At 51.2% G+C, this 18,732-nt stretch carries 24 protein-coding genes; 19 read left to right on the top strand and 5 right to left on the bottom strand.

From position 1 onward, the window contains the following. From C0K55_RS23390 to C0K55_RS23380, 3 genes are all read left to right on the top strand, one after another. Nucleotides 1–212 (top strand): DUF4222 domain-containing protein (locus C0K55_RS23390; protein ID WP_201798113.1); only part of this gene is annotated, 212 nt, incomplete at its 5' end. Nucleotides 213–258: 46 nt separating this feature from the next. Further along, nucleotides 259–504, top strand: a complete 246-nt coding sequence (locus C0K55_RS23385) for an excisionase family protein (RefSeq protein ID WP_000005726.1) — start codon at nt 259–261, stop codon at nt 502–504. 45 nt (nt 505–549) lie between these two features. Then, nucleotides 550–1,854 carry a tyrosine-type recombinase/integrase gene (locus C0K55_RS23380; protein WP_105266821.1) on the top strand — a complete coding sequence of 435 codons (1,305 nt, stop codon included), beginning with the start codon at nt 550–552 and terminating at the stop codon, nt 1,852–1,854. A gap of 17 nt (nt 1,855–1,871) precedes the next feature. Here the strand turns inward: C0K55_RS23380 and fliE are convergent, their stop codons facing one another. Continuing rightward, nucleotides 1,872–2,186, bottom strand: a complete 315-nt coding sequence (gene fliE / locus C0K55_RS23375; RefSeq protein ID WP_001274304.1) for a flagellar hook-basal body complex protein FliE — start codon at nt 2,184–2,186, stop codon at nt 1,872–1,874. A gap of 214 nt (nt 2,187–2,400) precedes the next feature. On the opposite strand from fliE, the gene fliF reads away from it, so the two are divergent. The 14 genes from fliF (at nt 2,401) to rcsA (ending at nt 13,765) form a co-directional block, all read left to right on the top strand. Next, entirely contained in the window at nt 2,401–4,059 is a 1,659-nt protein-coding gene (gene fliF, locus C0K55_RS23370) for a flagellar basal-body MS-ring/collar protein FliF (RefSeq protein WP_105266822.1), read from the top strand. Continuing rightward, nucleotides 4,052–5,047, top strand: a complete 996-nt coding sequence (gene fliG / locus C0K55_RS23365; RefSeq protein WP_000067961.1) for a flagellar motor switch protein FliG — start codon at nt 4,052–4,054, stop codon at nt 5,045–5,047. Before fliF ends, fliG begins: the two co-directional genes overlap by 8 nt. Then, nucleotides 5,040–5,726 (top strand): flagellar assembly protein FliH, encoded by a 687-nt coding sequence (fliH, locus tag C0K55_RS23360; RefSeq protein ID WP_001282686.1) that lies wholly within the window; start codon nt 5,040–5,042, stop codon nt 5,724–5,726. Before fliG ends, fliH begins: the two co-directional genes overlap by 8 nt. Beyond that, complete coding sequence (gene fliI, locus C0K55_RS23355; RefSeq protein ID WP_000213265.1) at nt 5,726–7,099, top strand: flagellar protein export ATPase FliI; 1,374 nt, start codon at nt 5,726–5,728, stop codon at nt 7,097–7,099. The genes fliH and fliI overlap by 1 nt, the downstream gene beginning before the upstream one ends. An 18-nt stretch (nt 7,100–7,117) precedes the next feature. Beyond that, nucleotides 7,118–7,561 (top strand): flagellar export protein FliJ, encoded by a 444-nt coding sequence (gene fliJ / locus C0K55_RS23350; protein WP_000807573.1) that lies wholly within the window; start codon nt 7,118–7,120, stop codon nt 7,559–7,561. Beyond that, nucleotides 7,558–8,685 carry a flagellar hook-length control protein FliK gene (locus C0K55_RS23345; protein WP_105266823.1) on the top strand — a complete coding sequence of 376 codons (1,128 nt, stop codon included), beginning with the start codon at nt 7,558–7,560 and terminating at the stop codon, nt 8,683–8,685. The genes fliJ and C0K55_RS23345 overlap by 4 nt, the downstream gene beginning before the upstream one ends. A gap of 104 nt (nt 8,686–8,789) precedes the next feature. Beyond that, nucleotides 8,790–9,254 (top strand): flagellar basal body-associated protein FliL, encoded by a 465-nt coding sequence (gene fliL / locus C0K55_RS23340; RefSeq protein WP_000133098.1) that lies wholly within the window; start codon nt 8,790–8,792, stop codon nt 9,252–9,254. A gap of 4 nt (nt 9,255–9,258) precedes the next feature. Further along, on the top strand, nt 9,259–10,263 hold the full coding sequence (fliM, locus tag C0K55_RS23335; protein WP_001516574.1) for a flagellar motor switch protein FliM: 1,005 nt from the start codon (nt 9,259–9,261) through the stop codon (nt 10,261–10,263). Beyond that, nucleotides 10,260–10,673, top strand: coding sequence for a flagellar motor switch protein FliN (gene fliN / locus C0K55_RS23330; RefSeq protein WP_001281690.1), 414 nt, complete (start codon nt 10,260–10,262; stop codon nt 10,671–10,673). The genes fliM and fliN overlap by 4 nt, the downstream gene beginning before the upstream one ends. Before the next feature lie 2 nt (nt 10,674–10,675). After that, on the top strand, nt 10,676–11,041 hold the full coding sequence (fliO, locus tag C0K55_RS23325) for a flagellar biosynthetic protein FliO (protein WP_001059112.1): 366 nt from the start codon (nt 10,676–10,678) through the stop codon (nt 11,039–11,041). Beyond that, nucleotides 11,041–11,778, top strand: coding sequence for a flagellar type III secretion system pore protein FliP (gene fliP / locus C0K55_RS23320; RefSeq protein ID WP_001253435.1), 738 nt, complete (start codon nt 11,041–11,043; stop codon nt 11,776–11,778). The genes fliO and fliP overlap by 1 nt, the downstream gene beginning before the upstream one ends. A 10-nt stretch (nt 11,779–11,788) precedes the next feature. Next, entirely contained in the window at nt 11,789–12,058 is a 270-nt protein-coding gene (fliQ, locus tag C0K55_RS23315; protein WP_000187358.1) for a flagellar biosynthesis protein FliQ, read from the top strand. Between the two features lie 8 nt (nt 12,059–12,066). After that, complete coding sequence (fliR, locus tag C0K55_RS23310; protein WP_001516577.1) at nt 12,067–12,852, top strand: flagellar biosynthetic protein FliR; 786 nt, start codon at nt 12,067–12,069, stop codon at nt 12,850–12,852. Nucleotides 12,853–13,141: 289 nt separating this feature from the next. Next, the gene (gene rcsA / locus C0K55_RS23305) at nt 13,142–13,765 is read left to right on the top strand and encodes a transcriptional regulator RcsA (protein WP_000103995.1); all 624 of its coding nucleotides are present in this window, start codon (nt 13,142–13,144) and stop codon (nt 13,763–13,765) included. Between the two features lie 43 nt (nt 13,766–13,808). Here rcsA and dsrB read toward each other — a convergent pair whose 3' ends face one another. Continuing rightward, the gene (gene dsrB / locus C0K55_RS23300) at nt 13,809–13,997 is read right to left on the bottom strand and encodes a protein DsrB (protein WP_000867217.1); all 189 of its coding nucleotides are present in this window, start codon (nt 13,995–13,997) and stop codon (nt 13,809–13,811) included. A 162-nt stretch (nt 13,998–14,159) separates the two neighbouring features. Between dsrB and yodD the strand changes: the two genes are divergently transcribed. Both yodD and C0K55_RS23285 read left to right on the top strand, forming a co-directional pair. After that, nucleotides 14,160–14,387, top strand: a complete 228-nt coding sequence (gene yodD / locus C0K55_RS23290) for a peroxide/acid resistance protein YodD (RefSeq protein WP_001516578.1) — start codon at nt 14,160–14,162, stop codon at nt 14,385–14,387. A gap of 296 nt (nt 14,388–14,683) precedes the next feature. Further along, nucleotides 14,684–15,499, top strand: coding sequence for a mannosyl-3-phosphoglycerate phosphatase-related protein (locus C0K55_RS23285; RefSeq protein WP_001516579.1), 816 nt, complete (start codon nt 14,684–14,686; stop codon nt 15,497–15,499). Here the strand turns inward: C0K55_RS23285 and dgcQ are convergent. The 3 genes from dgcQ to C0K55_RS23265 all read right to left on the bottom strand — a co-directional run bounded on the left by dgcQ (nt 15,496) and on the right by C0K55_RS23265 (nt 18,561). Next, nucleotides 15,496–17,190 carry a cellulose biosynthesis regulator diguanylate cyclase DgcQ gene (dgcQ, locus tag C0K55_RS23280; RefSeq protein ID WP_105266824.1) on the bottom strand — a complete coding sequence of 565 codons (1,695 nt, stop codon included), beginning with the start codon at nt 17,188–17,190 and terminating at the stop codon, nt 15,496–15,498. The genes C0K55_RS23285 and dgcQ overlap by 4 nt on opposite strands. Before the next feature lie 192 nt (nt 17,191–17,382). Beyond that, complete coding sequence (locus C0K55_RS23270) at nt 17,383–17,565, bottom strand: YodC family protein (RefSeq protein ID WP_000011632.1); 183 nt, start codon at nt 17,563–17,565, stop codon at nt 17,383–17,385. A gap of 78 nt (nt 17,566–17,643) precedes the next feature. Then, the gene (locus C0K55_RS23265) at nt 17,644–18,561 is read right to left on the bottom strand and encodes a DUF808 domain-containing protein (protein WP_000922674.1); all 918 of its coding nucleotides are present in this window, start codon (nt 18,559–18,561) and stop codon (nt 17,644–17,646) included. Nucleotides 18,562–18,732 lie beyond the last annotated feature (171 nt).

The raw sequence follows: 18,732 nt of genomic DNA, 5'->3' as shown, positions 1-18,732 counted from the left end.
GTTCTACCCACAACAAAGTTCACTACATCCGAAAAGGCAGAACATGTATCGCCAGCATGTTCCGCTTTAATCATGACTTTGAACCTGTGAGTAAAGTGGAATCAGAGCGGATAGCCGAAGAGATCGAAACAGCAGAACACATTAAGAAGTTACGTTCCATGCGCTCAAAAAGCAGAAGTAGCAATGGAATCACACAGCCTCAAACCCAATGAGGCATGTTAACCCCCACCCCCTTTCATTCCAGCACCGGAGAAAACAATGAGCGAAGTTAACTTAATTGTGCCCAATGACTGGGTGACAGAGCAAAAACTGATCGAAATTACAGGTTTACGCCCAGGAACCATTGAGAGAGCACGTAAACAATCCTGGCTTGTCGGTCGTGAATATCTCCATGTTGCACCTGACGGTATTCCAAAAGAAAACAGCGAATGCATGTATAACCGCAAGGCTATCGACCAATGGGTTGAAAGTATGTCAAAAAAACAGCCTGGTGCGCGTCGATGAAGAACCGTTTATGCTTAATGCGCTCTTGGGCGTCAGGAGGGAACAATGGCTAAGACAGCATACCCAACAGGCGTTGAGAACCATGGCGGATCACTCCGCATATGGTTCATGTATAAAGGCACACGAGTACGGGAAAGTCTCGGTGTGCCGGATACACCAAAAAACAGGAAAATAGCTGGCGAGCTACGAGCGTCTGTTTGTTTTTCCATTAAGACTGGTAATTTCGACTATGCCGCTCAGTTTCCAGACTCTCCCAACCTGAGAAAGTTTGGTGCGGAAAGTAAGGAAATTACCGTCGCAGACCTGGCTGAGAAATGGCTGGATCTGAAAAAGCTGGAAATCAGTACCAATGCGATGGGGCGTTACAACTCCATTGTAAGAAATATGGTTCCCCGAATCGGAGGCAACAGACTTGCATCTGCTGTGACTCAGGAAGAGCTACTGTTCATACGAAAGGATTTGCTGACCGGATATCATGTTCTGAAACGAGGGCAAAAAACACCCATTAAGGGACGCTCCGTGCCAACAGTTAATAACTACATGAACACCATGGCGGGGATGTTTCAGTTCGCAGCCGACAGCGGATACATCAAAGAAAATCCGTTTGCAGCCATTTCGCAACTGAAGAGATCACGAACGGAACCTGATCCGTTAACCCGTGATGAGTTTGTCAGGTTGATTAACGCATTTAAGCATCAGCAATTAAAAAATATGTGGTCACTGGCTGTTTATACGGGAGTTCGCCACGGGGAGTTGGTTTCTCTGGCATGGGAAGATATAGACCTGAAGGCAGGGACAATGACGATCAGAAGAAACCACACATTAACGAAAGAGTTCACTCTTCCTAAAACCGAAGCAGGAACAAACCGTGTTATCAACCTTATTCAACCAGCAATAGACGTGCTTAAGAATCAGGCTGAAATGACTCGGCTTGGTAAGCAATATCAGGTTGAAGTGAAACTTCGTGAATATGGTCGAACTGAAATGCATCCGTGCACTTTTGTCTTCAATCCGCAAATCGTTACGCGTAATGGCCTTGCCGGGTACCATTATGCAGTTGGGTCGATTAATCAGTCATGGGAAACTGCAATGCGACGTGCGGGGATTCGCTACCGCAAAGCATATCAGTCCAGGCACACTTATGCATGTTGGTCTTTGACCGCTGGAGCTAACCCTAACTTCATCGCGAAGCAAATGGGACACTCTGATGCTCAGATGGTTTATCGCGTTTACGGGTCGTGGATGGCAGAAAACAATCAGGATCAGGTATCCATTTTAAACCAGAAATTGAGTGAGTTTGCCCCATCCATGCCCCACGCTGTGGGATCGGATGTAATTAAACAAGCATAGTCAACAGGTTACAAAACCTACACCTGCATGGACATCACTTCCTGATACGCCGCCACCAGCTTATTACGCACCTGAATCCCCATTTGCATCGAAACCGACGCTTTTTGCATCTCGGTCATCACATCGTTTAGCGCTACGCCGGGTTCACCGAGGGTAAATTTTTCTGCCTGTGTGCGGGCGGTGGTTTGCGTATCGCTAATGCGATCGAGCGCAGCATGAAGCTGTCCGGCAAAACTGATGGTCGGTTGCGGCAGAGTCCCCTGCGCACGCGCACTCATCGCCGTGGCCTGTAACTGGCTGATAACCCCTTCAATCCCCTGTATCGCTGACATATTCATCTCCCGGACAATTCTTGGTAGCAGAGCCTACCAGTAAGTCAATAAGATAAAGGCGCTAAATAGAGACAAAAAAATGGGTTAATTGGCGCATAGAAAAAAATAAAACCACAAATAATGAGGCCGTTAATTTTTCGAGTTTGCTGACCCGGGAGTGCGTCTTGTTCCACTTTGCCAATACCGCTGTCTATCATCTGCCACGAGGTGCGCGATGAATGCGACTGCAGCCCAGACAAAATCTCTTGAGTGGCTTAATCGCCTGCGCGCAAATCCGAAAATACCTTTGGTTGTTGCTGCTTCCGCGGCGGTTGCAGTGATGGTCGCGTTAATTCTGTGGGCAAAAGCCCCTGATTACCGCACGTTATTCAGCAATCTTTCCGATCAGGATGGCGGTGCGATCGTCAGCCAACTGACACAAATGAATATTCCTTACCGCTTCAGCGAAGCCAGCGGCGCGATTGAAGTTCCGGCAGATAAAGTTCACGAGCTACGTCTGCGTCTGGCACAGCAAGGCTTGCCTAAAGGCGGCGCGGTCGGTTTTGAACTGCTCGATCAGGAAAAGTTTGGTATCAGCCAGTTCAGCGAACAGGTGAATTATCAGCGAGCGCTGGAAGGTGAACTTTCCCGTACCATCGAAACTATCGGCCCGGTAAAAGGAGCGCGCGTGCATCTGGCGATGCCGAAACCGTCTTTATTTGTCCGTGAACAAAAATCCCCTTCGGCATCAGTGACGGTAAATCTTTTACCTGGTCGCGCGCTGGATGAAGGGCAAATCAGTGCCATTGTGCATCTGGTTTCCAGTGCGGTAGCCGGATTGCCACCGGGTAACGTCACGCTGGTAGATCAGGGTGGGCATCTGTTAACCCAGTCCAGCACCAGCGGGCGCGATCTTAATGACGTCCAGTTAAAATATGCCAGTGATGTCGAAGGTCGCATTCAGCGGCGTATTGAAGCGATCCTGTCACCAGTTGTCGGCAACGGCAATATTCACGCTCAGGTGACGGCACAACTGGATTTCGCCAGTAAAGAGCAAACCGAAGAACAGTATCGCCCTAATGGCAATGCGTCACAGGCGGCGCTCCGTTCCCGTCAACTGAATGAGAGCGAACAAAGCGGTTCCGGTTACCCTGGCGGCGTGCCTGGCGCATTATCGAATCAGCCCGCGCCTGCCAATAACGCGCCAATCAGTACGCCTCCGGCAAATCAAAACAACCGTCAGCAACAAACAAGCACCACCAGTAATAGCGGCCCGCGCAGCACCCAGCGTAATGAAACCAGCAACTACGAAGTCGATCGCACTATTCGTCATACCAAAATGAACGTAGGCGACGTGCAACGTTTGTCGGTCGCCGTCGTGGTGAATTACAAAACGCTGCCGGATGGTAAACCGCTGCCACTGAGCGCCGAACAGATGAAGCAGATTAAAGATCTGACCCGCGAGGCGATGGGCTTTTCTGAAAAGCGCGGAGATTCACTCAATGTCGTCAACTCCCCCTTCAACAGCGGTGACGAAAGCGGTGGAGAACTGCCGTTCTGGCAACAACAAGTGTTTATCGATCAACTGCTGGCTGCCGGTCGCTGGTTGCTGGTGCTACTGGTGGCGTGGCTGCTGTGGCGTAAAGCGGTACGCCCGCAGTTAACACGCCGCACCGAGGCGGCGAGCGCCGTACAACAGCAGCCACAGGCTCGCCAGGAAGTGGAAGATGCGGTGGAAGTACGCCTCAGCAAAGACGAACAATTGCAGCAACGCCGTGCTAACCAACGTCTGGGAGCGGAAGTAATGAGCCAGCGTATCCGTGACATGTCTGATAACGATCCGCGCGTAGTAGCGCTGGTCATTCGCCAGTGGATAAATAACGATCATGAGTAACCTGACAGGCACCGATAAAAGCGTCATCTTGCTAATGACCATTGGCGAAGATCGGGCGGCTGAAGTGTTCAAGCACCTCTCCCAGCGCGAAGTGCAAACCCTGAGCGCAGCGATGGCAAATGTCACGCAGATCTCCAATAAACAGTTAACTGAAGTGCTGGCGGAGTTTGAACAAGAAGCTGAACAGTTCGCCGCCCTGAATATTAACGCCAACGATTATCTGCGTTCGGTGCTGGTGAAAGCGCTGGGCGAAGAGCGTGCCGCCAGCCTGCTGGAAGATATTCTCGAAACCCGCGACACCGCCAGCGGCATAGAAACGCTCAACTTCATGGAGCCGCAGAGTGCCGCCGATCTTATTCGCGATGAACATCCACAGATTATCGCCACCATTCTGGTACATCTGAAGCGCGCCCAGGCCGCCGATATTCTGGCGTTGTTCGATGAACGTCTGCGTCACGACGTGATGCTGCGTATCGCCACCTTTGGCGGTGTACAGCCTGCCGCGCTGGCGGAACTGACCGAAGTGCTGAATGGTCTGCTAGACGGTCAGAATCTCAAACGCAGCAAAATGGGCGGCGTGAGAACAGCAGCCGAAATTATCAACCTGATGAAAACCCAGCAGGAAGAGGCGGTTATTACCGCCGTGCGTGAATTTGACGGTGAGCTGGCGCAGAAAATCATCGACGAAATGTTCCTGTTCGAAAATCTGGTGGATGTCGACGATCGCAGTATCCAGCGTCTGTTGCAGGAAGTGGATTCCGAATCGCTGCTGATCGCCCTGAAAGGTGCCGAACAGCCACTGCGCGAGAAGTTCCTGCGCAATATGTCGCAACGCGCCGCCGATATCCTGCGCGACGACCTCGCCAACCGTGGTCCGGTACGTTTGTCGCAGGTGGAGAACGAGCAGAAAGCGATTCTGCTGATTGTGCGCCGTCTTGCCGAAACTGGCGAAATGGTGATTGGCAGCGGCGAGGACACCTATGTCTGATAACCTGCCGTGGAAAACCTGGACGCCTGACGATCTTGCGCCGCCACAGGCAGAGTTTGTGCCGCTGATGGAGCCGGAAGAAACCGTCACTGAAGAGATCGAACCCAGCCTTGAACAACAACTGGCACAACTGCAAATGCAGGCTCACGAGCAAGGTTATCAGGCGGGGATTGCCGAAGGTCGCCAGACAGGCCATGAACAAGGCTATCAGGAGGGTCTGGCACAGGGGCTGGAACAAGGACTGGTGCAGGCGAAATCTCAGCAAGCACCGATTCATGCGCGGATGCAGCAACTGGTCAGCGAATTCCAGACCACCCTTGACGCGCTGGATAGCGTGATAGCTTCGCGGCTGATGCAAATGGCTCTGGAGGCGGCGCGTCAGGTGATCGGTCAGACGCCCACGGTGGACAGCCAGGCACTAATCAAACAGATCCAGCAGTTGCTACAGCAGGAACCGTTATTCAGCGGCAAACCACAGTTACGCGTGCATCCGGATGACCTGCAACGCGTCGATGAGATGCTTGGCGCAACGTTAAGCCTGCACGGCTGGCGGTTGCGCGGCGATCCAACTCTGCATCCCGGCGGCTGTAAAGTCTCTGCCGATGAAGGCGATCTCGATGCCAGTGTCGCCACCCGTTGGCAAGAACTCTGCCGTCTGGCAGCACCTGGAGTGGTGTGATGACCACTCGCCTGACACGCTGGTTAACCTCGCTGGATAGCTTTGAAGCCAAAATTGCGCAACTTCCTGCAGTACGCCGCTACGGGCGATTAACCCGCGCCACCGGGCTGGTGCTGGAAGCCACCGGATTACAACTACCGCTCGGCGCAACCTGTGTGATTGAACGCCAGAACGGCGCTGAAACTCACGAAGTGGAAAGCGAAGTGGTTGGCTTTAACGGTCAACGGCTGTTTTTAATGCCGCTGGAGGAAGTGGAAGGTGTACTGCCTGGCGCACGCGTTTATGCCAAAAACATCTCCCCACAAGGGTTGCAAAGCGGCAAGCAATTACCGCTCGGTCCGGCGTTGTTAGGTCGCGTTCTGGACGGTAGCGGTAAACCACTCGACGGCCAGCCCTCTCCCGATACGACTGAAACCGGTGCATTAATTACCCCGCCGTTTAACCCATTGCAACGTACGCCGATTGAGCACGTGCTGGATACGGGCGTGCGTCCAATCAATGCCCTGCTTACCGTCGGACGCGGGCAGCGTATGGGGCTGTTTGCCGGTTCCGGCGTCGGCAAAAGTGTGTTGCTGGGGATGATGGCGCGTTACACCCGTGCAGATGTGATTGTCGTTGGTTTAATTGGTGAACGTGGACGCGAAGTAAAAGATTTTATTGAGAATATCCTCGGTGCTGAAGGGCGTGCGCGCTCGGTGGTGATTGCCGCACCAGCCGATGTTTCTCCGCTCCTGCGAATGCAAGGTGCCGCCTATGCCACGCGCATTGCCGAAGATTTTCGCGATCGGGGTCAGCATGTGTTGCTAATTATGGATTCCCTCACCCGCTACGCGATGGCTCAGCGTGAAATTGCGCTGGCGATTGGCGAACCGCCTGCCACCAAAGGCTATCCTCCATCGGTATTCGCCAAACTACCGGCGTTGGTCGAGCGTGCCGGAAACGGCATCAGCGGCGGCGGCTCGATTACCGCTTTTTATACCGTGCTCACCGAAGGTGATGATCAGCAAGATCCGATTGCCGACTCCGCGCGGGCGATCCTCGACGGGCACATCGTACTGTCTCGTCGTCTGGCGGAAGCCGGACACTATCCGGCAATTGATATTGAAGCGTCAATCAGCCGTGCAATGACAGCACTGATCAGCGAGCAACATTACGCGCGGGTGCGCACATTCAAACAGTTGTTGTCGAGTTTTCAGCGCAACCGCGACCTGGTCAGCGTTGGTGCTTATGCCAAAGGCAGCGATCCCATGCTCGATAAAGCCATCGCCTTATGGCCGCAGCTTGAGGGCTATTTGCAACAAGGCATTTTTGAACGCGCGGACTGGGAAGACTCTCTCCAGGGGCTGGAGCACATTTTCCCAACGGTGTCATAACTCAGGAGATAACAGCAGATGGCAGAACATGGCGCACTGGCGACCCTGAAAGATCTGGCAGAAAAAGAGGTGGATAACGCCGCACGACTGTTGGGTGAAATGCGTCGCGGATGCCAGCAGGCAGAAGAGCAACTCAAAATGCTGATCGATTATCAGAATGAATATCGTAACAACCTGAATAGCGATATGAGTGCAGGAATGACCAGCAATCGCTGGATTAATTATCAGCAATTTATCCAGACGCTGGAAAAAGCCATTACTCAGCACCACCAGCAACTTACACAGTGGACACAGAAAGTTGATGTTGCCCTGAATAACTGGCGGGAAAAGAAACAACGTTTGCAGGCCTGGCAGACACTGCAGGAACGGCAATCCACGGCGGCACTGTTAGCAGAAAACCGCCTCGACCAGAAAAAGATGGATGAGTTTGCCCAGCGCGCCGCCATGAGGAAACCAGAATGATTCGCTTAGCGCCCTTGATTACCGCTGACGTTGACACCACCACGCTGTCCGGCGGTGAAGCCACCGATAGCGCACAAGATTTTCTCGTTTTGTTGAGCGGAGCATTAGCAGGCGAGACAACAAACAACAAATCTACGCCCCCATTGTTGGTGGCGACAGATAAACTTGTCATCAAAGTCGAGCCGCTGGTCAGCGATATTCAGAACGACGCGCAACAACCAGATTTACGGATCTCTGTGGATGGAACACCGCCCGTCATCAACGACGAACAATCCACATCAACACCATTAATCACCGCTCAGGCGATTACGCTGGCTGCGGTGCCAGACAAAGACACGGCAAAAGACGAAAAAGCGGATGATCTTAATGAAGACGCCGCGGCCAGCCTGAGCGCCCTTTTCGCAATGTTGCCGGGTTTTGACAATACGCCCAAAGTAACTGACACACCATCAACCGTGTTACCGACAGAAAAGCCAGCACACCCCACAAAACTGACTTCTGCGCAACGCACAACAGCACAGCCTGGCGACACCGCTGAAGCGTCAGTCCAGCCATTAACACCGCTGGTAGCTGAAGCCCAGAGCAAAGCGGAAGTCATCAGCACACCTTCGCCAGTGACTGCTGCTGCCAGCCCGCTAATCACTCCACACCAGACGCAGCCTCTGCCCACCGTCGCAGCGCCTGTTTTGAGTGCCCCGCTGGGTTCCCATGAATGGCAACAATCCTTAAGCCAACATATTTCACTGTTTACCCGTCAGGGGCAACAAAGCGCTGAATTGCGTTTGCACCCGCAGGATTTAGGTGAAGTGCACATCTCCCTCAAAGTGGATGACAACCAGGCGCAAATCCAGATGGTTTCGCCGCATCAGCACGTGCGCGCCGCCCTGGAAGCGGCTCTTCCGGTACTGCGTACACAACTGGCAGAAAGCGGTATTCAGTTGGGGCAGAGCAATATCAGCGGCGAAAGTTCTAGCGGTCAGCAACAGACAGCGTCTCAGCAACAGCAAGGCCAGCGCACAATAAACCATGAACGCCAGGCTGGCGAAGATGACGATGCACTGCCAATTTCTGCCTCTTTACGAGGGCGTGTAGCAGGCAACAGTGGCGTTGATATTTTCGCCTAACGTCAGAGGTACCCCCTTAATCTGCGTCTTTTCCCCGCTTTGTCGCGATCAAGACACAGGATAATTAACCGATAAGCAGTAGCGACACAGGAAGACCGCAACACATGACTGATTACGCGATAAGCAAGAAAAGCAAGCGATCGCTTTGGTTCCCGATTCTGGTATTCATTACTCTCGCGGCCTGCGCCAGCGCGGGGTACAGCTACTGGCACTCGCATCAGGCGGCGACTGACGACAATGCGCAGCAACATGTCATGCCCTCACCGGTCTTCTACGCACTGGACACTTTTACGGTCAACCTGGGCGATGCGGATCGTGTGCTTTATATCGGTATTACTCTGCGACTAAAAGATGAAACCACCCGTTCGCGCCTGAGCGAGTATTTGCCGGAAGTTCGTAGTCGCTTGCTGTTACTGTTTTCGCGTCAGGATGCCGCCGTGCTGGCAACCGAAGAAGGCAAGCAAAAGCTAATTGCCGCGATTAAAGCCATACTCTCCACCCCGCTTGTTGCCGGGCAACCGAAACAGGATGTCACCGACGTGCTGTATACCGCTTTTATTCTGCGATAACGACATGGGCGATAGTATTCTTTCTCAAGCTGAAATTGATGCACTGTTGAATGGCGACAGCGAGGTCAAAGACGAACCGACTTCCGGCGTGACCAGCGACAATGACATTCGGCCTTACGATCCCAATACGCAACGACGGGTTGTGCGCGAACGTTTGCAGGCGCTGGAAATCATTAATGAACGTTTTGCCCGACATTTCCGCATGGGGCTGTTTAACCTGCTGCGTCGTAGCCCGGACATCACCGTCGGGGCGATCCGTATCCAGCCATATCATGAATTTGCCCGCAACCTGCCGGTGCCGACCAACCTTAACCTTATCCACCTGAAACCGCTGCGCGGCACAGGACTGGTGGTGTTCTCGCCAAGCCTGGTGTTTATTGCCGTGGATAACCTGTTTGGCGGCGATGGTCGGTTCCCTACCAAAGTGGAAGGTCGCGAGTTTACCCATACCGAACAGCGCGTCATCAACCGCATGTTAAAGCTGGCGCTTGAAGGCTATAGCGACGCCTGGAAGGCGATTAATCCGCTGGAAGTCGAGTATGTACGTTCGGAAATGCAGGTGAAATTTACCAATATCACCACCTCACCAAACGACATTGTGGTTAATACGCCTTTTCATGTCGAAATTGGCAACCTGACCGGTGAATTTAATATCTGCCTGCCATTCAGCATGATCGAGCCGCTGCGGGAATTGTTGGTTAACCCGCCACTGGAAAACTCGCGTAATGAAGATCAGAACTGGCGCGATAATCTGGTGCGTCAGGTACAGCATTCACAACTGGAGTTGATCGCCAACTTTGCCGATATTTCGCTGCGCCTGTCGCAGATTTTGAAACTGAAACCCGGCGATGTCCTGCCGATAGAAAAACCCGATCGTATCATCGCGCACGTTGACGGCGTTCCGGTGCTGACCAGCCAGTACGGCACCATCAATGGCCAGTATGCGTTACGGATAGAACATTTGATTAACCCGATTTTGAATTCTCTGAACGAGGAACAGCCCAAATGAGTGACTTGAATAATCCGGCCGATGACAACAACGGCGCAATGGACGATCTGTGGGCTGAAGCGTTGAGCGAACAAAAATCAACCAGCGGCAAAAGCGCCACTGAGGCGGTGTTCCAACAGCTTGGTGGCGGCGACGTCAGTGGAACATTGCAGGATATCGACCTGATTATGGATATTCCGGTCAAACTGACCGTCGAACTGGGTCGCACACGAATGACTATCAAAGAGCTGTTGCGCCTGACGCAAGGATCAGTGGTGGCGCTGGACGGTCTGGCTGGCGAACCGCTGGATATTCTGATCAATGGCTATTTAATCGCCCAGGGCGAAGTTGTGGTCGTTGCCGATAAATATGGCGTGCGGATCACCGATATCATTACCCCGTCTGAGCGGATGCGCCGCCTGAGCCGTTAGTGATGAATAACCACGCCACCGTGCAACCAACCACGCCGGTTTCCACCGCGCCGCTCCTGCAGGTGAGTGGCGCATTAATTGCCATTATTGTCCTGATTCTCGCTGCAGCGTGGCTGGTGAAACGGCTGGGATTTGCCGCCAAACGCAGCGACGCCCGCGGGTTAAGAGTCAGCGCCAGCGCTTCACTTGGCGCGCGCGAGCGGGTAGTGGTGATCGATGTGGAAGATGCACGACTGGTACTCGGCGTCACCGCAGGGCAAATCAATCTGTTGCATAAACTTCCCCCTTCTGCGCCAACGGAAGAGATGCCACAGGCCGATTTCCAGTCGCTAATGAAAAATTTGCTCAAGCGTAACGGGAGATCCTGATGCGTCGTCTGTTATCTGTCGCTCCAGCTCTTCTCTGGCTGGTCAGCCCCCTCGCCTTTGCGCAACTGCCTGGCATCACCAGCCAACCGCTGCCTGGCGGAGGACAAAGCTGGTCGCTTCCGGTGCAGACGCTGGTGTTCATCACCTCGCTGACGTTTATTCCGGCGATTTTACTGATGATGACCAGTTTCACTCGCATCATCATCGTTTTTGGTTTACTGCGTAACGCGCTGGGAACCCCCTCCGCCCCGCCCAACCAGGTATTGCTGGGACTGGCGCTGTTTTTGACCTTTTTTATTATGTCACCGGTTATCGACAAAATTTATGTCGATGCGTACCAGCCATTCAGCGAAGAGAAAATCTCAATGCAGGAGGCGCTGGAAAAAGGAGCGCAACCGCTGCGTGAGTTTATGCTGCGTCAGACCCGCGAGGCAGATTTAGGGTTGTTTGCCAGACTGGCAAATACCAGCCCCTTGCCGGGACCGGAAGCCGTGCCGATGCGCATTTTGCTACCGGCCTATGTGACCAGCGAGCTGAAAACCGCATTCCAGATAGGCTTCACGATTTTCATTCCTTTCCTGATTATCGACCTGGTGATCGCCAGCGTGTTGATGGCGTTGGGGATGATGATGGTGCCCCCCGCGACCATTGCTCTACCATTTAAACTGATGCTGTTTGTGCTGGTGGATGGCTGGCAATTGCTGGTCGGTTCGCTGGCGCAGAGCTTTTATAGTTAGAGAGGGCAAAATGACACCTGAATCGGTCATGATGATGGGGACGGAAGCGATGAAAGTCGCTCTGGCGCTGGCCGCCCCGCTGCTACTGGTGGCGCTGGTGACTGGCCTTATTATCAGCATTTTGCAGGCTGCCACGCAGATTAACGAAATGACGCTATCGTTTATTCCGAAAATCATCGCCGTATTTATCGCCATTATTATTGCCGGGCCGTGGATGCTCAACCTGTTGCTGGATTACGTCCGCACCTTGTTCACTAACCTGCCGTATATCATCGGGTAGCGCGTGCTATGTTGCAGGTAACAAGCGAACAATGGCTTTCCTGGTTAAGTCTGTATTTCTGGCCATTGCTGCGCGTGCTGGCGCTGATCTCCACCGCGCCCATTTTAAGCGAACGTAGTATACCGAAACGGGTGAAACTGGGACTCGCGATGATGATCACTTTCGCTATTGCCCCGGCATTACCAGCCAACGATGTTCCCGTTTTTTCGTTCCATGCCCTGTGGCTGGCGGTGCAGCAAATCCTGATTGGCATTGCCCTTGGGTTTACCATGCAATTTGCCTTTGCCGCTGTGCGAACTGCTGGAGAAATTATCGGTCTGCAAATGGGGCTTTCATTTGCGACATTCGTCGATCCAGGCAGCCATCTTAATATGCCCGTTCTGGCGCGTATTATGGATATGCTGGCTCTGCTGTTGTTCCTGACATTTAACGGCCATTTATGGTTGATTTCGCTGCTGGTCGATACGTTTCACACTCTGCCTATTGGGGGCGAGCCGCTTAACAACAATGCGTTTCTGGCGCTCACCAAAGCAGGAAGTTTAATTTTTCTCAACGGATTGATGCTGGCATTACCGATTATTACCCTGCTGCTGACACTGAATCTGGCGCTGGGATTACTTAATCGTATGGCTCCGCAATTATCAATTTTCGTTATCGGTTTTCCATTAACTCTGACGGTCGGTATTTCATTAATGGCAGCATTAATGCCGTTAATTGCTCCGTTTTGCGAACATTTATTCAGTGAAATTTTTAATTTGCTTGCCGATATTATTAGCGAATTTCCAGCAATATGATTCCGTAATGTTTATCGTGTTATCCTAAGGATTATCCGAAAAATAAAATCAGGCTACATCTTCCAGGATACTCCGCTGGCGCAATATTTATTTTAGTCTCACTCACATATCACAACATTTACTTTACTTTAAGACAATTCCAGGCAAATTATAAAGAACTTTACGGGATAGTAAGTCCGCCTGAAAAATCGCGAGAGTGCCGCATTAGGTGATGCTTGTTGTTCCGTTTAGTCATGATGAAATATTCAGGTAAGGGGAATTATCGTTACGCATTGAGTGAGGGTATGCCATGTCAACGATTATTATGGATTTATGTAGTTACACCCGGCTAGGTTTGACTGGGTATCTGTTGAGTAGAGGGGTTAAAAAAAGAGAAATCAACGACATCGAAACCGTTGATGACCTTGCCATCGCTTGTGATTCACAGCGCCCTTCAGTGGTGTTTATTAATGAGGACTGTTTTATCCACGATGCTTCTAACAGTCAGCGTATCAAGCACATCATTAATCAACATCCCAATACGTTATTTATCGTTTTTATGGCAATTGCCAATGTTCATTTTGATGAATATCTGTTGGTCAGAAAAAATTTATTGATTAGTTCTAAATCAATTAAACCGGAATCTCTCGATGATATCCTTGGCGATATTCTGAAAAAAGAGACAACAATGGCCACTGTTTTAAATATGCCGACGTTATCATTGAGTCGAACCGAATCGAGTATGTTGCGAATGTGGATGGCTGGTCAGGGAACCATTCAGATCTCCGACCAAATGAATATCAAAGCCAAGACCGTTTCATCGCATAAAGGCAATATTAAACGTAAGATCAAAACGCATAATAAACAGGTTATCTATCATGTCGTCCGACTGACGGATAATGTGACTAATGGTATTTTTGTCAACATGCGCTAACACATTCTGACTGGTGGTTTCCCACCAGTCAGGCTGAATGAAATTACTCTGCTTTCTCCACAAAGATACCGTCCTGATGCCCTGCCTCATTAAAGAACCAGATGCCGAGCGGGTAGTCTTCCAGCGAAACCAGGTACATTGTGCCTTCACTAAACTCCTCAACTGCCAGTACCACGCCAGGACGACGCGGACCGCCATCCGTTTTGACTGTTACCCGATCATTCACCTTCATCATTTTCCTCCTGTGGCTTTGTGCCAGTGTAGAACAATTTCTTTTTGCTGGCAGCGCCGGATGAGCGCGAGTGCTGATTTTCTCGACGGTCTATACTTAAAAGATGCCAGGCGTGCATCACGGTCAGCAGCATCAAATGAGTAACGGTTGCGAGGAAAGATGATGAAAACCGCAAAAGAGTACAGCGATACCGCAAAACGTGAGGTCAGCGTCGATGTCGATGCCCTGCTGGCGGCGATCAATGAAATTAGCGAAAGCGAAGTTCATCGCAGCCAGAGTGATTCAGAACACGTCAGTATCGATGGTCGTGAATACCATACATGGCGTGAATTAGCGGATGCCTTTGAACTGGATATTCATGACTTTAGCGTCTCGGAAGTAAACCGCTAAATGCGACATAAAAAAATCCCGGCCCTTGTGGGGGTCGGGATCAAACTTGCTTAAGCAAGAAGCACTTAAAAAATTCGTTACACCAGGAAATCTGATGTGTTCATCACCTTATCTGCAATTTTTTTCGCTGACAAGGAAATATTCTTTGCATGAATGATTAATATCACTAATGAATGAAATTGTGACTTTCGTCACCCCTTATGGCCTCTGCTACGGGCGGGATCGCTCCCAAAAAATGATCAAATACAAATCGTGCTATTTTGAGAAACATCCTGGTAAAGGGAGTATGCGCTACCATGCTTTCAATTCAACAACCACTGCTGATTTTCACCGATCTCGATGGCACCCTGTTGGACAGTCATAGCTATGACTGGCAGCCTGCCGCTCCCTGGCTAAACCGTTTACGAGAAGCAGACGTTCCAGTGATTCTCTGCAGCAGTAAAACGTCGGCGGAAATGCTGTACTTGCAAAAAATCCTGGGTCTGCAAGGGTTGCCGCTGATTGCCGAAAACGGAGCGGTGATCCAACTGGATCATCAATGGCAAGATATAGATGGTTTCCCCCGTATCATCTCGGGTATTGCCCATAGTGAAATCAGTCTGGTGTTGAATACGTTACGCGAGAAAGAACATTTCAAATTCACCACTTTTGATGATGTCGATGAGACAACCATTGCTGAATGGACTGGATTAAGCCGTAGCCAGGCGGCGCTGACGCAATTGCATGAAGCCTCGGTCACGCTCATCTGGCGCGACAGTAACGAGCAAATGACGCAATTTACCGCTCGCCTGAACGAGTTAGGGTTGCAGTTTGTCCAGGGCGCTCGCTTCTGGCATGTGTTGGACGCCTCTGCCGGAAAAGATCAGGCCGCCAACTGGATCATCGCGGCATATCAACAATCAGGCGGAGAACGTCCGACGACGCTTGGCTTAGGCGATGGTCCAAATGACGCGCCATTACTGGAAGTGATGGATTACGCGGTCATTGTGAAAGGGCTAAACCGGGAAGGCATTCATCTGCAAAATGAGGATCCGCCTCGTGTCTGGCGAACGCAGCGAGAAGGTCCTGATGGCTGGCGCGAGGGGTTGGATCACTTTTTTACCGTCCGTTAAGGGGTATCACTGGCGCAGACCCGATTACGTCCTGCTTGTTTAGCGAGATACAGCCGACGATCGGCCAGCGATTGCAATTGTTCAAAATCATAATCACCGGTTTCTTCACTGCTGCTCACCCCCAATGAAGCACTGATGCGGATAGTCTTGCTCTTGGCAATCAACATCTCTTTTTCATTCAGCTTCAGACGAATATGTTCGGCAACTTCTTTTGCCTGCTCCAGGCTGGCGCCAGGCAGAATCACACAAAACTCCTCACCACCAACCCGTCCGGCAACATACTGGGGTCGTAATGAACGACTAATTAATCCGGCAGCATGTGACAACACACGGTCGCCCGCCTGGTGACCAAAGCGGTCATTAATCGCTTTAAAATGGTCAAGGTCGACCTGAATGACAGAAAAAGGATGTTTGTGTGTCTGGCACATTTTGGCCAGCGGACGCGCTTTTTCGAACAGTGCGCCACGGTTATACAGGCGGGTTAAAGTGTCGTGCCACGCCTGCCATTGCAACGAGCTTTGCAGGACAAACATATTGCTGACCATCTGGCGAATCACATACCAGGAAATAAGTAACATGGTTGTGAAGAGCGCCCACAACAGGGTTAATGCAATGCTGATACTGCCGAAATCACCACGCACACCTTCGCTAAGCGTATGGATTCGCACTAATACCCCGTCAAAATGATCCAGCCGTTCCCAGCTAACATAGCGACTGTTCATCCGGATTCCACCGCGCGTATCGTGTTCAATGGCCTGCGCAAGTGATGCCAGTTCGCGAGGATCAAAGAGATCTTCGGTAGGATTCTCCGGGTTGGAAGAGGTCAATAATTTCAGTTTACTGTCGTAGAGTTGATATTCACCGTCGAGATTTTTATCGATAGCATTTTGTAAAAATTGCTGCATTGAACGCACGGGAATACTCATTCCCAGCACGCCATACCAGTAATTATTGCTGTCAACCGGCACGCTTACAGTGACTTGTGGTTCAGTAACATTGTTATGGTCATGCTGAGAGGTAAACCAACGCACCGCTCGTTGGCGGTTTTCTCGTTGTGAATGACCGATAAACCAGGGTTGGGTGACAAATTCGTAGTAACGCCCGGGCACACTTCGCATAAACAGCGTCGGCTGCGTAGAAACGTAAAATCCGGCGCGCGAGACATACATCGCCTGTTCAACCATCGACGAGGAGTTGTGCGCCAGTCGCAGCAAGTAACCGACTTCCAGCGCGGCGGTAATTTCGTTGTCCAGGGATTCATTTTCGCGAGAAAGCAGATCCCCCTCGCTGACTAACGCATCAGAGACGCCATTTACCGGCAGGGTACGTCGTCTGTTGAGTTCTATCTGCCAGGCATATTCATCGCGACGTTGTTCAAACTCGGTAACGGCATTGCGCAGAGAGGTGAAATCGAGCGGCGCAACGAGGGCTTCGCGCATCCCGTTACGCAAAAATAATAACTTATCAACGTTATATTGCAGTTGTTTATCAAGCGCGTTGGCAACATTTTCCAGATGGTTACGCTGACTTGAAATATAGGCATCTTCCAGTACGACGACTTCACGCCATGTGAGTAAAGTTGAGAAGATCAACACCACAATAAAGCAGAGATTAACGACATGACCAGGCCCCAGGCGGCGCGCGAGTTTTTTCAGCCAGCTCTGGTTTTCCATTTCTGTCTCGTGCAGCACCCTGACAACTCCCAACCTGCTTTCTTATGATTCTGGCATAACCTGGCAATAGCGTACCGCCAAACAACAATATTTTTATAACGAGGCATGATAAGACGCGCCAGCGTCGCATCAGGCTTTCAATGCCAACGCTGGCACAATCGCCGGATACGGCGTGAACGCCTTATCTGCCCTGGTGTTAATTATACGCTTTTAAACTTCTTCCGATGAACGACTCTTCTCCCCCGGAACAAGCTCAGTTTCATGAAAGGCTTCCCGTTTGACGCCGTAACCGTCATACCAGCGACACTCAACCATGCCGCTGGAATACCCGGTAACAATCATCCGCGGGCCGCCCTCTTTAACCGTTACTTCCTCACTCACCACAAAGCTCATACTCGCCTCCTTTTTTCGAGTGAAACTTGTTCACCTTAGTCGAGAATGGCGAATTTTGCATACCAGCCAGTGAGAATATTAATGTACCTGACCGCGCATTTTCGCTACTGCTTTCACTGCCAATACGACGATGCTACCGATGATAAAACCAAGAATCAGATTTAAAACAGTCGGTAATATCATCGCCACCAGCGCACTCTGCTGCCCGGAGAAATGTTCAATAGCATGATGCAGCGGCGCAATACCATGTACCACAATGCCACCACCGACGAGAAACATCGCCAGCGTGCCGACAATCGATAACGCTTTCATCAGCCAGGGCGCGATAATCAATAACCCCTTGCCCAGCGCCTGTATAACCGTACTGGATTTTTCCGCCAGCCAGTAACCCAGATCATCAATCTTAACGATGATCCCCACCAGACCGTAGACGCCCACGGTAACCACCAGTGCGATCCCTGAAAGCACCAGCACCTGATTAAGCAACGGCGCTTCCGCCACAATCCCCAGCGTGATAGCGACAATTTCCGCAGACAAAATAAAATCGGTACGAATCGCCCCTTTTATTTTGTCCTTTTCGAACTTCAGCGGATCCTGCGCTGCCAGTTTTTCCAGGCGCTGCTGACTCTGCGCCGGATCCTCTTTATGCTTACGCGCCTCCAGCATATGCAGCACCTTCTCTACCCCTTCAAAGCAGAGAAATGCACCGCCAATCATCAACAGCGGTGTAATCGCCCACGGGATAAACGCACTGATGATCAGCGCCAACGGCACCAGAATCACTTTGTTGATGAGCGATCCCTTCGCCACGCCCCAGACCACGGGTAATTCCCGGTTGGCACGCACACCTGAAACTTGTTGCGCATTGAGCGACAAGTCATCCCCTAATACACCAGCGGTTTTCTTCGCCGCCAGCTTGCCCATCACGGAGATATCGTCCAGCAAAGTGGCGATATCATCGAGCAACGTCAATAAACTACTCCCGGCCAAAAGCATTCCCTCTCATTTTTATTGTTGACGGTGCTAAGTATGAAGCAAAATCGGCTTGTCTGATACTTGCTTCACAAGTCAACATTTTATTAACAATCAATTACGATTATATCTCTCGCCAGTGAAATGATTTTCACGTTTACTATGAACCGCCTTTTTATTTCCATCGTGAGGGAT

The organism is Escherichia sp. MOD1-EC6098 (assembly GCF_002965865.1).
In the GTDB taxonomy this organism is placed as follows: Bacteria; Pseudomonadota; Gammaproteobacteria; order Enterobacterales; family Enterobacteriaceae; genus Escherichia; species Escherichia marmotae.
The sequence above is the reverse complement of the archived record's forward strand: the minus strand, read 5'-3'. Positions and strand labels throughout refer to the sequence as shown.